This window comes from Agrobacterium sp. OT33, from assembly GCF_017313365.1.
Classification (GTDB): domain Bacteria; phylum Pseudomonadota; class Alphaproteobacteria; order Rhizobiales; family Rhizobiaceae; genus Agrobacterium; species Agrobacterium rhizogenes_A.
Genome location: NZ_JAFLMZ010000002.1, coordinates 110,300 through 125,128, shown reverse-complemented (window position 1 = coordinate 125,128; position 14,829 = coordinate 110,300). Strand labels below are relative to the sequence as shown.

The window sequence follows — 14,829 nt, the reverse complement described above, 5'->3', positions numbered from 1 at the left end:
AACCATGGAACGCATCGTTATCGACGTCGTATCGGATATGGTCTGCCCATGGTGTTATCTCGGCAAGGCAAGGCTCGATCTCGCCATTGCCGAGGTGCAGGACGAAATCAGCGTCGACGTGAACTGGCGTCCCTACCGCCTCAACCCGGATTATCCGCCCGAGGGCGTCGACCAGAAGGCCGCCCTTGAGGAAAAGCTCGGCAAGGAGCGGCTGGAACAGGCGCATGTCACGCTGGTGCAGCTCGGACGGGAAGTCGGCATTCACTATGATTTCGATGCCATCAAGATCGGTCCGAACACACTCGATGCACACCGCCTTTCGCTCTGGGCCCATTCCGAAGGCCGCGACATCCAGGAAAAGGTCGTCACCGCCCTGTTCAAGGCCAATTTCGAGGAAGGCCGTAACATCGGCGATCACGCCGTGCTGATCGATATAGCCGAAAAGGCCGGTATGGACGCCAAGGTGGTGGCGCGGCTTCTGGCATCAGACGCGGACAAGGATACGGTTGTCGCCGAAATTGATGCGGCGCAGCAAATGGGCGTCGCCGGCGTGCCGTTTTTCATCATCGACCATAAATACGCCATCAGCGGCGCACAAACGCCCGATGTATTGATTGCTGCACTGCGGGATATTGCAAAAATCAAGGCGGACGAGCATAAGTCGATGAACTGACGGTCGAACCACCGGCAGCTTACCCTAACCGATAAACTGTTGGTGTTTTCCCGTGTCGGACCAGACCCTGAAAGGCATTCTGCTTGCCTTTGCCGCCTTCGCTGCCTACGCATGGAGCGACGCGAGCGTTAAACTCATAGAAGGCCAGATTTCACCGATCGAATCGGCCTTCTTCGGCGCCCTGTTCGGCCTCATCGCCCTGCCCTTCATCCGCAAGCGCAACGACCGCTGGGCGGATGTCGTCAAGACGACGAACCGTCCTCTCTGGCTCATCCGCTTCTTCGCCTCCGGCATCGGCGCGGTCGGCAGCGTCACCGCCTTCACGCATCTCTCCATGGCCGAAGCCTTCGCGCTGATCTTCCTGCTCCCCTCCTTCGTCACCATCATGTCGGTTGTCTTCCTGAAGGAACAGGTCGGCATCAAGCGCTGGTCTGCGGTCATCATCGGCTTCGTCGGTGTGCTGATCATTCTCAGACCGGGTTTCCGCGAGCTGGGCATTGGCCATCTCGGCGCGATCCTCGGTGGCTTGAGCGGCGCGCTATCCATCGTCATCTTCCGCGCCATGGGGCCATCCGAAAAGAATGTGTCGCTTTATGGCGCCGGCGTGCTGGGCTGTCTGGCGATCAGCGGCCTGGCCATGATCCCCACCTTCGTTCCGCCAAACGGCGGGCAATGGCTGCTTCTGGCCGGTTACGGCCTGTTCGCCGCGGTCGGCAACGTGCTCGTCATGTATGCCGCCCGTTATGCCCCGGCAGCGATGATCGGACCGACGCAATATAGCCAGATGCTCTGGGCCATCTTCTTCGGTTACCTGATCTTCGGCGACCATATTGATAGCTGGATGCTGGTCGGCATCGCCCTCATCGTCGGCTCCGGCCTTTTGACGCTCATTCGTGAAAAGCAGCGAAAAGTGCCGATGCCGGCGTCAATTGCCGCGACCGACCAGAACGTCGCTGTCGGCATCACGCCGGAAGACGCGCCGCGACCCATTTAGTCCCGGCGCGTTCCTCCATCGCTATTTTCGCTGCTGGCAGCGGAGGGCTCAGTCGCAGACCCGTGCGCGATACATGTCGCCCCAGGCATTCTGCCGCCAGACGACGTGGCAGCGCGGATATGCCGGCTGATAGATTACCGGAGGGCCGTAAACCGGCGGACCGTAAAAGGGTTCGCCATAATAAGGGCCGCCATAGGAATGCCGCGCCCCGGCGACGATAGCGCCACCGATAATTGCGCCGGCGATACCTGCGGCAATGCCGCCGCCACCATGCCCGTGTCCGAAGTGGTTGCGCGCTTCCGCCTGGCTGGTGGTGGCAATTGTGGTGCCCGCAATTGTCAAAGCAACCAGACCTGCGGAGACGAACCTGTTCATGTTGGTCCACATCGTCTTGCTCCTTCGTCTTCCCGCCCGCGCGTCATATTGGGCGCAGTGCAGGAGATGAAAACAAGACTACGCCCGCCGAAGCTACCGGCGCATGTCCGTTTCATTACATCCCGGTAATGTTTGCAGAGCCGCGGGGCCGGGAGGCCCGGTAAAGCAGATGGATGTCGGGCCCTTCCATTTTCGTTCGTCCGGGAGTGCTTTAGGTTTTGGCTTTCGGGAGGTTGTTTGTTGGCAGCGGGCCGAAGGCGTGTGGGGCTTACCCCCCTCTGCCCGGCAGGGCAGAGGGGGGTAAGCCCCACGCGCCCCGGCCTGCCGTAAATGCTCCCCAAAAGTTCACATCTAGGAACGCGCCAGTTCCGCCAGCTGCGTCATGATCATCGCCGCACCCGTCAGCCGTTTTTCCGGCGTCGGCAGATCGCGGGTCAAAAACAGGCTGTGGTCGGGCCGGATCTTCGCCATCGTGCCCTGCTTGCCGATATAGGCGACAAGCGCTGCCGGATTGGGGAATTCCTTGTTGCGGAACTGCACAACCACGCCTTTCGGCCCGGCATCCACCTTCTCGACATTGGCGATGCGGCAGAGCGACTTGATGTAGACGATCTTGAGGAGATGCTGCACCTCTTTCGGCAGCGGGCCGAAACGGTCGATCATTTCCGCGCCGAAACCATCGATCTCGCTGATATCGGCAAGCTCGCCGAGGCGGCGGTATAGACCCATGCGCAGATGCAGATCGGGAACGTAATCTTCCGGGATCATGACAGAGGTGCCGACAGAGATTTGCGGCGACCAGCCGCTATCCTGCACCTGCTCGTCGCCCTTCACTTCGGCAACCGCCTCTTCCAGCATCTGCTGGTAAAGCTCGAAACCGACTTCCTTGATATGGCCGGACTGCTCCTCACCAAGCAGATTGCCCGCGCCGCGAATATCAAGATCGTGGCTTGCAAGCTGGAAGCCGGCGCCGAGTGTGTCGAGCGATTGCAGCACCTTCAGCCGCCGCTCCGCCATCGTCGTCAGCACCTTGTTGACCGGCAGGGTGAAGAGCGCGAAGGCGCGCACCTTGGAACGGCCGACACGACCGCGCAGCTGATAAAGCTGGGCAAGGCCGAACATATCGGCGCGGTGCACGATCAGCGTATTGGCAGTCGGCACATCAAGACCGGATTCGACGATGGTGGTCGACAGCAGCACATCATATTTGCCGTCGTAGAAGGCATTCATGATGTCTTCGAGTTCGCCCGCCGGCATCTGGCCATGCGCCACCGCCACCTTCAGTTCCGGCACGTCCGATTGCAGGAAAGCGTGGATATCTGCGAGATCGGCAAGACGCGGGCAGACATAGAAGCTCTGGCCACCGCGATAATGTTCGCGCATCAGCGTTTCGCGGATCACCAGCGGATCAAACGGCGAAATGAAGGTGCGAACCGCCATGCGGTCCACCGGCGGCGTGGTGATGAGCGACAGTTCGCGAACACCGGTCATGGCCAGCTGCAAGGTACGCGGAATGGGCGTCGCAGAGAGCGTCAGCACATGCACGTCGCTTTTCAGCTCCTTTAGCCGCTCCTTGTGCTTCACGCCGAAATGCTGCTCTTCATCGATGATCAGCAGGCCGAGATTGGCGAAGCTGATGCCCGCGCCGAGCAGCGCATGGGTGCCGACGACGATATCCGTCTTGCCGTCAGCCACTTCCTTTTTCGTCAGCGTCAGTTCCTTGGAGCCGACAAGTCGCGAAGCCTGCTGCACCCGGATGGGCAACCCACGGAAACGTTCCGAGAAGGTGCGGAAATGCTGGCGGGAAAGCAGCGTGGTTGGCACCACCACCGCCACCTGCACGCCATTCATGGCCGCGAGGAACGCGGCGCGGAGCGCCACTTCCGTCTTGCCGAAACCGACATCGCCGCAGATCAGTCGATCCATCGGCCGGCCGGCACCGAGATCTTCGCGAATGGACTCAATCGCGTTCAGCTGATCTTCCGTCTCATCATAGGGGAAACGGGCGGCGAATTCGTCGTAAAGCCCATCCGGCGCCGTCAGCACCGGCGCGTGGCGCACCAGGCGCGCGGCTGCGATGCGGATAAGCTCGTCGGCCATGTCCAGCAGGCGTTTCTTGAGCTTGGCCTTGCGCATCTGCCATGCGCCGCCGCCCAGCTTGTCCAGCTGCGCTTCCGCCGCATCCGAGCCGTAACGGGACAGAAGATCGATGTTTTCAACCGGCAGGAACAGCTTGGCGTCGTCGGCATAATGCAGTTCCAGACAGGCCCGCGGCGCACCCGCCGCCTCGATTGTCCGCAGGCCGACGAAGCGGCCGATGCCATGTTCGGCATGGACGACCAGCGAGCCCTCATCCAGCCCCGCCACTTCCGAGATGAAATCCGCGCCGCGCTTGCGACGCTTGGAGCGGCGCACCATGCGGTCGCCGAGAATATCCTGCTCGCCGATAACGGCCAGCGTCCCGGTTTCGAAACCCGCCTCAAGGCTCAGAACCGCCGAGGCCGCCTCACCCTTGCCAAGCTTCTCCACCTCTTTCAGCGAAGTAACCGGCTTGATCTTCTCAAGCCCGTGCTCGTTCAGCACCTGCAACAGCCGGTCGAGCGAACCTTCCGACCAGCCTGTTATCAGCACCTTCCAGCCCTTGGCGCGGCGCTCGGCAATGTGCTTCACCGCCAGATCGAAAACATTGACCCGTTCTTCGCTCTCGCCCTCGGTTGGCGGGCGCGCCCAGCGCGGCCCGACATGGGCGTCAAGCGTGGCGACTGGGCGGCCTTCGCTGTCCTGCTCGTTGAAAGGCGTCAGGCGTACCGCATTGACGGCAGCCAGTGCGGCATCGAAACTCTTGCCGTCGAGATAAAGCTGGCCGGGCGAAACCGGCTTATAGGGCGCGCCCTGCGTCGAGCCCTTGGTTTCGCCGGAGCTGCGGCGCGCATCGTAATAATCGAGCACGAGCTTGGAGCGTTCTTTCGCCGCCTCCCGCGCCGTATGGTCGGTGACGATGCGGAAGCCCTTCAGATAATCGAAGGCAGTTTCCAGCTGCTCGTAAAACAGCGGCAGCCAGTGCTCCATGCCGGCATAACGGCGACCTTCGGAGACGGCCTGATAAAGCGCATCGTCGCGCGTCGCCGCACCGAACAGCGACAGGTAATTCTTGCGGAAACGGCTGATCGTGTCCGGCGTCAGCGTCACTTCGCTCATCGGATTCAGATCGAGCGAGCGCGCCTGTCCGATGGTACGCTGGCTGGCCGGATCGAAGGTGCGGATGCTCTCCAGCGTATCGCCGAAGAAATCGAGCCGCACCGGCTCTTCCGTGCCCGGCACGAAGACATCGAGAATACCGCCGCGCACGGCGAATTCACCCACTTCGCGCACCGTCGCCACCCGGTCGAAACCGTTGCGCTCCAGCCGCGCGGCAATCTCCTCCATGCGGATCTGGTTGCCGGGTTTGGCAGAAAAGCCGAGGCTCTCGATAATGTCGCGCGGCGCCATCTTCTGCAGCATGGCGTTGACGGTGACCAGCACGATGGCCGGATGCGGTTTCTTCGCATGGGCGATGAGACCGGAAAGGGCCGCCAGCCGGCGCGCCGAGGTATCGGCGCTCGGTGACACGCGGTCATAGGGAAGGCAGTCCCAGGCCGGCAGCGTCATCACCGGAATGTCAGGCGCGACGAAACCGAGGATCTGTTCAAGATCAGCGACCCGCTGGCCATCCGACATCACGTAAGCGACCGACGTGCCCGCCCGCGCCATATCGGCAAGCAAAAGGGCTTCCATGCCGGAAGGCACGTTTCCGATGGTCAGCGGCGTATCGGCCGACGACACCAGCTTTGCATCGAATCCGGCTATCATATTCTCAGGCTTTCAGGGTGTCTGTGGTGACGAGATCGAAATCGGGACGGTAGGAGGCGATCTTTTCAAACAGCGGGGTCTGGAATTTTTCCGGTATGGCAAGCGCGCCGGTCACCATCTTGACGAGGTCGTTATCCTCTTCCGCCATGATGATCTCAAGCTCATCCAGCTGATCGTCGGAAAGCCCGGCAATATTGTCTTCCGCAAATTGCCCGAGCACCAGATCCATCTCGCGAATGCCCCGATGCCAGCAGCGGTAAAGAATCCGCCGGCGTCTCGGATCGAGGTCGGCACTCGTGCGCACCAGTCCAGTCATCGCATTCACCTTTCGGTTGGCTATTCAACAGGATGTTGACTGCGACCTCCTATAGAACAGGAGGCGAACGCTTGGGAACCGGTTTTTATCGAAATAATGCCGCAGTAGTGAAAATCTGCCGGTGATAACCCGCCTTTGTGGCCAGTGAAGTCTTGCATAAGCCGCCCCCTTCCCCGATTTTGCTGACCCATGCGCCCGGCCATTCTCGATCCGCTGTTTGCCTCCGTCTCCACCCTTGCCGGTGTGGGGCCGAAGCTCGCCGATCTTCTGGCCAAGCTCTTGAGCCGGGAAAGCGCCGACGACACCCGCGTGATCGATCTCCTGTTCCACGCGCCATCCAACGTCATCGACCGCCGCAACCGCCCCGGCATTGCGCTGGCGGCCCCCGGAGCCATTGTCACCATTCAGGGACGCGTCGACCGCCACCAGCCGCCACCGCCGGGAAACCGCAACGCGCCCTATCGCGTCTTCCTGCATGACGAGACCGGTGAACTGGCGCTGACCTTCTTCCGCGCCAAGGGCGACTGGCTGTCCAAGGCCCTGCCTGTGGATGAGGAGGTTCTTGTCAGCGGCAAGGTGGACTGGTTCAACGGTCGCGCCTCCATGGTGCATCCGGATTTCATGGTGAAGTTATCAGAGGCGGAAAACCTACCTTTGGTGGAAGCCGTTTATCCCATGACCGCCGGGCTGTCTGCCAAGGTGCTGCGCAAGGCAATCGAAGGCGGGCTTTCAAAGCTGCCGGTCTTTCCCGAATGGATCGACGAGACACTGAAGACGAGGCAGGGCTTCGGCGATGTCGCCTCAAGCTTCCGCGAATTGCACGACCCGCGCGACAGCGCCGATATCGAGCCGCAAGCCCCGGCGCGCAGGAGGCTGGCTTATGACGAATTCCTTGCCGGACAGCTGTCACTGGCGCTGGTGCGCCAGCGGTTGCGCAAGGTGGCGGGCCAGCCGATCCGCGCCAAAGGCGATATCGCCGCCAAGATCCTGTCGCAGCTGCCCTTCTCGCTGACGGCAAGCCAGAGCGCTGCGGTGAAGGATATCCTGACCGACATGGCCGGTGAAGACCGCATGTTGCGGCTGCTGCAGGGCGATGTCGGCGCCGGAAAGACATTGGTGGCGCTGATGGCCATGGCAACGGCGGTGGAGGCCGGCGGACAGGCGGTGCTGATGGCCCCGACCGAAATCCTCGCCCGCCAGCACTACGCCACCATCTCCAAACTCGCTCAAGCAGCGGGCATCACCGTCGAGGTCCTGACCGGCCGCACCAAGGGCAAGGAGCGCCGCGAGATCGAGGAGCGCGTCGCATCAGGCGAAGCGCAGATCGTCATCGGCACCCATGCGCTGTTTCAGGACAGCGTGAGTTACAAAAACCTCGTGCTTGCGGTGGTGGACGAACAGCACCGTTTCGGCGTGCACCAGCGTCTACGCCTCACCGCCAAGGGCATCACGCCACACATGCTGGTCATGACCGCCACACCCATTCCGCGCACGCTGGTTCTGGCCGCCTTCGGCGACATGGATGTTTCCAAGCTCACCGAAAAGCCCGCTGGCCGCAAACCCATCCAGACGGTGACGATCCCCACGGAGCGGATCGGCGATATTGTCGAGCGGCTGCGTGCCGCGCTCAAAGATGGCAAGAAGGCCTACTGGATCTGCCCGCTGGTGGAGGAGACGGAAGAATCCGACCTGATGTCGGCGGAGGAACGCCACGCGGTTCTCTCCCAGATGCTCGGCGCGAATATCGGCCTCATCCATGGCCGCATGAGCGGCCCGGAGAAGGACGCCGCCATGCTGGCCTTCAAGAACGGCGAAACCCGGCTGCTGGTGGCGACAACAGTGGTGGAAGTCGGCGTCGATGTGCCTGACGCGACAATCATGGTCATCGAACACGCCGAACGTTTCGGCCTTGCCCAGCTGCACCAGCTGCGCGGCCGCGTGGGGCGCGGCGACGAGGCCTCCACCTGCATCCTGCTCTATAAAGGCCCGCTCAGCGAAAACGGTCGCGCCCGGCTCTCCATCCTGCGCGACAGCGAGGATGGCTTCCTGATCGCCGAGGAGGATTTAAAGCTGCGTGGCGAAGGCGAGCTGCTCGGCACCCGGCAATCGGGCACGCCGGGCTTCCGCATCGCCAGCCTCGAGGCCCATGCCGACCTTCTGGAAATCGCCCGCAAGGATGCAGCCTACGTGATCGAGCGCGACCCCGAACTGACAGGCCCACGCGGCAATGCGCTGCGCACCCTGCTCTATCTGCACCGCCGCGACGAAGCGATCCGCTTCCTGCACGCCGGCTGAAAGTGAACACCCATGAACATGATCGACCCGCGCCGCCCGCCACCCGCCTTCCGCAAGGGCTACGCGCTCTGTTCGCCGCAGAATATCCTGCAACCGGAGACATTCGCGAAGAGCGAAAAAAAGGCGATCGACAAGGCGTTCAAGAAGCCCGGCCGCAAGAAGGCGTGGAGCCAGGCGATGGAAGAAGGCTGGAGCGTGCGGCTGGTCTATATGCGGCTTTTCGTTCCCGTATTCCACGCCACGACCACCGGCACGGAAGTGGATGATCTGGATGACGAGGATTGACTATGAAATCCGGAGACTGTTGGCTAAAGCGCCGAAGGCCACCGCTGCGATGTGTGGATGATCGTCAAAATTTCGATATCCCCGCCCACGCGATAGGCAATGATGTAGGAAATGTCGGGAAGCACAGCTTCCCGTGTTCCTCTGATGCGTCCGACGCGCCCCATGGCTGGCTGTTCCACCAATATATTAACCGCTGAAACAATGCGGGAAATCACCCGGGCCGCAGCCGCTGGATTATCCTTTTCGATATGCACACCAATTTCATCGAGCCGTCGCAGCGCCCGTAAGGTCCAACGAATTCGCCGGTCACTCATGACGGCCGGGCAGACTTGACGTATTTTCCGACAATGTTTGCGAGATCTTCGGGTGTGCCAAACTCGCCGCGATCCGCTTCCGCCAAACCGGCCTCGATCTCGGCTAGCTGCCACTCCTCACGGGCAACATAGTCCTCAATCGCCCGCGCCGCCATGTAGGACCGTGAGCGTTCAAGCTTCTCAGCAAGCTGATCGAGCTTGTCGGTAACCTCGTCCGGCAAACGCACCGTGAATGTGGTCATGATCGCAACCTCCTTGGTTCACTATGATTATTAGTGAACCACATTGGTTCGTCAAGGTTCAGAACCCGTCGTATTGATACGGTCCATTAAATGGACTATTTTGAAAATTGAGAGATAATTCGGGAAATCGCCATGCAGATATCCGTAACTGACGGAAAGGGCCAGCTTACAGAATTGGTGCGTCGTGCCGAGGCAGGGGATGAAATCATTCTCACCCGCCATGGCCACGCAGCCGTACGTCTGGTTCCGGTCACTGCCGTGGCGGATAAAATATCCCGTAGAGCCGCGCTCGCAAAAGTGCGCGCGACTGTCGCCAACAAAGCCGATCATGGCCCGGATGCCGAACATAATCAGGATTTTCTCTATGACGAAGACGGCCTTCCGAAATGATCGTTATCGATACGTCGGCTCTGATGGCGATCCTGCTTGATGAACCCAAAGCGGATGCCTGCGCCGCAGCGCTCGAAACGGATGAACCTCTACTCATTTCAGCCGGTACGCTTGCGGAAACCATGATCGTGGCGCAGCGGTACGACCGCAGCCGGGAGTTAGAGATGCTGATCGAAGGTCCGAGCGCCGAAATCAGACCCGTCACCCCAAAATCGGCGCATGGCGTTTCCGAAGCGTACCGCATCTGGGGCAAGGGCACTCATCCCGCCGGAATGAATTTCGGCGACTGTTTTGCCTACGAGTTGGCGAAAACCGAGGGTTGCCCCTTGCTTTATGTCGGCAACGACTTTTCGCAGACGGACATCCTCGGCGTTATCTAGCTCAAACCGGCGCGATCATCTTCGGCGGCGTGAAATCGGGCGCCACCAGACCACCGGATATCAGCAGTTTCGCCGCATCTTCCGGCGTCATGTCCAGCATCACGATCTTGTCTTTCGGCACGAACAGCAGGAAACCGGCCGTCGGCACCGGTGTCGGGGGCAGGAAAACGGCGACCATCTGCTGGCCCATTTCATTGAAACGATGGGCAAGCTCGCCCTTGGCGTCGGAGGCGACGAACACCATCGCCCAGGTACCAGATGAAGGAAACTCGATCAGGCCGACCTTCTTGAAGGAGTTCGAATGCTCCTTGAGGACGGATTCGAACAGCTGCTTGATGCTCTTGTAGATCGGCCGCACCAGCGGCATGCGGTTGAGGATGGATTCACCGAAACCGACGATCCACTTGCCGATCAGGTTGTTGCCGAGAAAACCGATGAGCGTGATGCCGATGACGGCGATCAGCAGGCCGAAACCGGGGATAGCCACATCGAAATATTGCTCGGGATCGTAACGGGCGGGGATATAGGGTTTCACCCAGCTATCCGCCCATTGCAGGAAACTCCACACCAGCCACATGGTGATGGTGACGGGCGCAAGGATCAGGACACCCGTGAGGAAGCTGTTGCGCAGACGGGCTGCGAAGGAGATTTTTACTGGAATATCGGTCATTTACCGTTCGGAATTAAGCGTTGTCGCTATCGAAACCCGGATGAAAACCGACAATGCCGGATGGAGTTCCACCATGCAAGCGCAAGGCCAACAAATATTTGTCAGGAATGCCTTTACTATGCAGGCCATCGAAACGCTCGAATCCGAACCGGCCGTAATAGGCAGGACTGCCGGCCAGAACGCAGCCGGCAGCCCCGAGCCGTTCCAGCATTGCAAGTCCCTCATGCACCAGCTGCGACCCGATGCCCTGACTTTGCCTTTCGGGAGAAACCGAAATCGGCCCGAGCGCGAACCAGCGGCCTTCCGCGCCGGAAATCGTGGCCGGCGAAAAGGCGACATGGCCAACGATGTCCCCGGCCTCCTCCGCCACCAGAGAAATGGTGAGCGCACCTGCCTTGCGCAGCCTGTCGACGATCAGATGTTCCGTCTGGTCACTGAAGGGCATGTCCCGGAACGCCGCTTCCGTCAGCGCTCCGATCGCCTCTTCATCGCCCTGCCGCTCCGGTCGGACGATCATTCCACCGTCACCGATTTCGCCAGATTGCGCGGTTGGTCCACATCCGTACCCATGAAGACGGCGGTGTGATAGGCGAGCAGCTGGATCGGCAACGAGAAGACGACGGGCGCGATCAGCTCGTCGACATTGGGCAGCGTGATCGTCGCCATCGTGTCGAGCGTGGAGGCGGCAGCCCCCTTCTCGTCGGTGATGAAGATGATCCTGCCGCCACGCGCGGCGACTTCCTGCATGTTCGATACGGTCTTTTCGAAGAAGCGGTCATGCGGCGCAATGACGATAACAGGCATGTTCTCGTCGATCAGCGCGATCGGGCCGTGCTTCAGCTCGCCGGCGGCATAACCTTCGGCGTGGATATAGGAAATTTCCTTGAGCTTCAAAGCACCTTCCAGCGCCAGCGGGAAGCTGGTGCCCCGGCCGAGATAGAGCACATCCTTGAAGCGCGACAGATCGCGCGAAAGCGCCTCAATCTGCGGCTGGATGACGTTCAGCACCTTGCTCATGATACGCGGCATCTCGATCAGATGCTGCACGAGTTCCTTTTCCTGACCGGGCTTCAGCGTGCCGCGCGCCTTGCCGGCGGCAATGGCGAGCGAAGCGAGCACCGCCAGCTGGCAGGTGAAGGCCTTGGTGGAGGCGACACCGATTTCCGGGCCGGCGAGGATCGGGAAAATGGCGTCCGATTCACGCGCGATGGTCGATTCCCGCACATTGACGATGGCGCCGATCTTCAGCCCTTCGTCCTTGCAATAACGCAGCGATGCCAGCGTATCGGCAGTCTCGCCCGATTGTGAAATGAAGAGCGCCGCCTGCGACGGTTGAAGCGGCATTTCGCGGTAGCGGAATTCCGACGCGACATCGATTTCCACCGGCAGGCGCGCATAACGCTCGAACCAGTATTTGCCGATCAGGCCGGACAGATAGGCCGTGCCGCAGGCGGAAATGGCAAGGCCGGAGAGCTTCGAGAAATCGATGGCCCCGTCAGCATCCTTCACTGTCCTGGAGGCGAAATCCACGTAGTGGCTGAGCGCATGGGAAATGACTTCCGGCTGCTCGTAGATTTCCTTTTCCATGAAGTGGCGGTGATTGCCCTTGTCGACCACATAGGCCGTCGCCTGCGAAATCTGCCGCTCGCGCTTCACCGGCTTGCCGGAGAAATTGATGATTTCCGCACCCTGCCGGGTCACGATGGCGCAGTCGCCATCCACCAGATAGGTGATCTCGTTGGTGAAGGGCGACAGCGCGATGGCGTCCGAACCGAGGAACATCTCACCACGGCCATAACCGACGGCAAGCGGCGGGCCGGAGCGCGCCGAAAGCAGCGTGCCGGGATCATCCTGGAACATGACGACCAGCGCATAGGCGCCGGTAACGCGGTTCAGCATCTTCAGCATCGCTTCGCGATGGCCAAGGCCCTCGCGGGTATATTTCGCCAGAAGCTGCGCCACCACTTCGGTGTCGGTCTGGGTGGTGAAGGTCGCACCCTCGGCGGTCAGTTCTTCGCGCAGTTCGGCAAAGTTCTCGATAATGCCGTTGTGGACGACGGCAACACCTTCAACGAAATGCGGGTGGGCATTGGTCTCGTTCGGCACGCCATGTGTGGCCCAGCGCGTATGCGCAATGCCGACGACGCCCGGCAGCGGCTTTTCCGAAACCAGCTTCTCCAGATTGAACAGCTTGCCTTCAGCCCGGCGGCGATCCATCGCGCCATTGTCGATGGTGGCGACACCAGCCGAATCGTAACCGCGATATTCGAGACGCTTCAGCGCATCGACAAGCCGTTCAGCAACAGGCTGATTTCCGACAATTCCGACAATTCCGCACATATATTTCTCCAGACGGCGATCTTTTCACCGAAACTATCAGAGTATTTCCGCCTTTCCCTGAAATGCGAAAATACTCCACCTTTTTGTTCTCAAGCCCTTCCTGATGTAAAACCGCTGCACAGCTTTACCGGAAATGCTTTATCCGTTTCCCGGAAATCGGCAATTGTGCCGCCGGTCACTTTCAGTATCGTTTGGTAACGTCTCTCAGGACGATTTTTTCTTGGCTTCCTTCAGCGCCTTCGCCCGCTCACGCACCACGGTCGCCCGGCCCGGTTTCACCTCCTGGCGCGCCCGCCCGAAAGCCAGCGCATCATCGGGCACGTCATCGGTGATCACGCTGCCGGAAGCGATATAGGCGCTTTCGCCAATCGTCACGGGCGCAACCAGCGACGAATTCGAGCCAATGAAGCTGTTCGCACCAATCCGCGTTTCAGCCTTGTTGTAACCGTCATAATTGCAGGTGATGGTGCCAGCACCGATATTGCTGCCGGCGCCGATGAAGGCATCACCGATATAGGTCAGATGGTTGACCTTGGCGCCCTCGCCGATCTCGGCCTTCTTGACCTCGCAGAAATTGCCGACCTTGGCATTGGCATGCAGGTTCGCGCCCGGACGCAGCCGCGCATAGGGGCCGACAGTGGCACCTCCGGCGACATGCGCCCCTTCCAGATGCGAAAAGGCATGGATGACGGCGCCGGACTCGATCGCCACACCGGGACCAAAAACGACATTGGGTTCGATCAGGGCGTCCTGCCCGATCTTTGTATCGTAGGAAAGGAACACCGTCTCGGGCGCGATCATCGATACGCCATCGACCATCAGTTCGTAACGGCGGCGCTCCTGCCACAACTTCTCGATAAAAGCCAGTTCGGCACGGTTGTTGCAGCCGACCAGCTCGGTTTCCGGCGCATCGATGGCAACGGCGCGACGGCCGAGCGAACGGGCGATCTCGACGATGTCGGTCAGATAATATTCGCCCTTTACATTGGCATTGCCGATCCGGTCGAGCAGGTCCAGCGCGCTGCGGCCGTTAATCGCCATCAGACCGCTGTTGCACCAGGTCACCTTGCGCTCTTCGTCGGTGGCGTCCTTTTCCTCGCGGATCGCCACCAGCTCACCATTCTCGACCAGCAACCGGCCATAACCGGTGGGGCGCTCGGTATGGAAACCGATCACGGCGACATCGGCGCCGGCGGCAATGGCTTCCCGCGCCCGGTCAAGCGTGGCGGAGCTGATGAGCGGCACATCGCCATAAGCGACGATGAGATCGTCAAAGCCGCGTTCGATGGCTGCGCGGGCGGCGAGAACGGCATGGCCGGTGCCCTTGCGTTCCTTCTGCAGAAAAGCCTCGACCTGAAGGCCCGGCAGGCTTGCGGCCGCAGCGACATTGTCGGCATCGCGCCCGACGACGAGTGCAACCGAGCCGACTCCCGATCCAGCCACCGCCTCCACCACATGCGCAATCATCGGACGCCCGGCGACCGCGTGCAGCACCTTGGACTTTGATGACTTCATGCGCGTGCTGTCGCCCGCAGCGAGAATAACGGCTAGAGAGCTGCGCTCCATAAGACCTCCAATACCCCGTTACCGGCCGCAGGGCAGCCGGGACAGCGGCATATGTTTGACTTTACGCCAGCCGGTTGAACAGACAGGCGCTTCGGTAATTGCGTTCCGGCATTGCTATAATGGCGGCCCGCTTAAGAAAC

The 14,829-nt window shown here is 60.7% G+C and carries 15 protein-coding genes; 6 read left to right on the top strand and 9 right to left on the bottom strand.

The window, feature by feature from the left end; translation table 11 throughout:
* The first annotated feature begins 4 nt into the window (after positions 1-4).
* Together JZX88_RS04640 and JZX88_RS04635 are read left to right on the top strand one after the other, a co-directional pair.
* Positions 5-673 (top strand): DsbA family oxidoreductase, encoded by a 669-nt coding sequence (locus tag JZX88_RS04640; protein WP_206912734.1) that lies wholly within the window; start codon positions 5-7, stop codon positions 671-673.
* Between the two features lie 52 nt (positions 674-725).
* Positions 726-1,667, top strand: coding sequence for a DMT family transporter (locus tag JZX88_RS04635; RefSeq protein ID WP_065115895.1), 942 nt, complete (start codon positions 726-728; stop codon positions 1,665-1,667).
* A 48-nt stretch (positions 1,668-1,715) separates the two neighbouring features.
* On the opposite strand, the gene JZX88_RS04630 is transcribed toward JZX88_RS04635, so the two are convergent.
* The 3 genes from JZX88_RS04630 to JZX88_RS04620 all read right to left on the bottom strand — a co-directional run bounded on the left by JZX88_RS04630 (position 1,716) and on the right by JZX88_RS04620 (position 6,207).
* Positions 1,716-2,054, bottom strand: a complete 339-nt coding sequence (locus JZX88_RS04630; protein WP_142859243.1) for a hypothetical protein — start codon at positions 2,052-2,054, stop codon at positions 1,716-1,718.
* A gap of 339 nt (positions 2,055-2,393) precedes the next feature.
* Entirely contained in the window at positions 2,394-5,891 is a 3,498-nt protein-coding gene (mfd, locus tag JZX88_RS04625) for a transcription-repair coupling factor (RefSeq protein ID WP_206912733.1), read from the bottom strand.
* 4 nt (positions 5,892-5,895) lie between these two features.
* Positions 5,896-6,207: a succinate dehydrogenase assembly factor 2 gene (locus JZX88_RS04620; protein WP_065115898.1), complete on the bottom strand. Its 312-nt coding sequence runs from the start codon at positions 6,205-6,207 to the stop codon at positions 5,896-5,898.
* 189 nt (positions 6,208-6,396) lie between these two features.
* Between JZX88_RS04620 and recG the strand changes: the two genes are divergently transcribed.
* Together recG and JZX88_RS04610 are read left to right on the top strand one after the other, a co-directional pair.
* The gene (recG, locus tag JZX88_RS04615; RefSeq protein ID WP_206912732.1) at positions 6,397-8,502 is read left to right on the top strand and encodes an ATP-dependent DNA helicase RecG; all 2,106 of its coding nucleotides are present in this window, start codon (positions 6,397-6,399) and stop codon (positions 8,500-8,502) included.
* 12 nt (positions 8,503-8,514) lie between these two features.
* Positions 8,515-8,787 (top strand): hypothetical protein, encoded by a 273-nt coding sequence (locus tag JZX88_RS04610; protein WP_206912731.1) that lies wholly within the window; start codon positions 8,515-8,517, stop codon positions 8,785-8,787.
* Positions 8,788-8,810: 23 nt separating this feature from the next.
* On the opposite strand, the gene JZX88_RS04605 is transcribed toward JZX88_RS04610, so the two are convergent.
* Entirely contained in the window at positions 8,811-9,101 is a 291-nt protein-coding gene (locus tag JZX88_RS04605; protein ID WP_206912725.1) for a type II toxin-antitoxin system RelE/ParE family toxin, read from the bottom strand.
* On the bottom strand, positions 9,098-9,343 hold the full coding sequence (locus JZX88_RS04600) for a CopG family ribbon-helix-helix protein (protein WP_206912722.1): 246 nt from the start codon (positions 9,341-9,343) through the stop codon (positions 9,098-9,100). Before JZX88_RS04600 ends, JZX88_RS04605 begins: the two co-directional genes overlap by 4 nt.
* Positions 9,344-9,475: 132 nt before the next feature.
* Here JZX88_RS04600 and JZX88_RS04595 point away from each other — a divergent pair, with 132 nt between their 5' ends.
* Positions 9,476-9,733, top strand: coding sequence for a type II toxin-antitoxin system Phd/YefM family antitoxin (locus JZX88_RS04595; RefSeq protein ID WP_206912719.1), 258 nt, complete (start codon positions 9,476-9,478; stop codon positions 9,731-9,733).
* Positions 9,730-10,113: a type II toxin-antitoxin system VapC family toxin gene (locus JZX88_RS04590; protein WP_206912715.1), complete on the top strand. Its 384-nt coding sequence runs from the start codon at positions 9,730-9,732 to the stop codon at positions 10,111-10,113. Before JZX88_RS04595 ends, JZX88_RS04590 begins: the two co-directional genes overlap by 4 nt.
* Before the next feature lies 1 nt (position 10,114).
* Here the strand turns inward: JZX88_RS04590 and JZX88_RS04585 are convergent, their stop codons facing one another.
* The 4 genes from JZX88_RS04585 to glmU all read right to left on the bottom strand — a co-directional run bounded on the left by JZX88_RS04585 (position 10,115) and on the right by glmU (position 14,689).
* Positions 10,115-10,783: a DUF502 domain-containing protein gene (locus JZX88_RS04585; RefSeq protein ID WP_065115901.1), complete on the bottom strand. Its 669-nt coding sequence runs from the start codon at positions 10,781-10,783 to the stop codon at positions 10,115-10,117.
* 13 nt (positions 10,784-10,796) lie between these two features.
* A complete protein-coding gene (locus JZX88_RS04580; RefSeq protein ID WP_206912713.1) occupies positions 10,797-11,300 on the bottom strand; it encodes a GNAT family N-acetyltransferase in 504 nt (167 codons plus the stop codon).
* Positions 11,297-13,123 (bottom strand): glutamine--fructose-6-phosphate transaminase (isomerizing), encoded by a 1,827-nt coding sequence (glmS, locus tag JZX88_RS04575; protein WP_206912710.1) that lies wholly within the window; start codon positions 13,121-13,123, stop codon positions 11,297-11,299. Before glmS ends, JZX88_RS04580 begins: the two co-directional genes overlap by 4 nt.
* 204 nt (positions 13,124-13,327) lie before the next feature.
* Positions 13,328-14,689 (bottom strand): bifunctional UDP-N-acetylglucosamine diphosphorylase/glucosamine-1-phosphate N-acetyltransferase GlmU, encoded by a 1,362-nt coding sequence (gene glmU, locus JZX88_RS04570; protein ID WP_206912706.1) that lies wholly within the window; start codon positions 14,687-14,689, stop codon positions 13,328-13,330.
* Between the last annotated feature and the right edge of the window lie 140 nt (positions 14,690-14,829).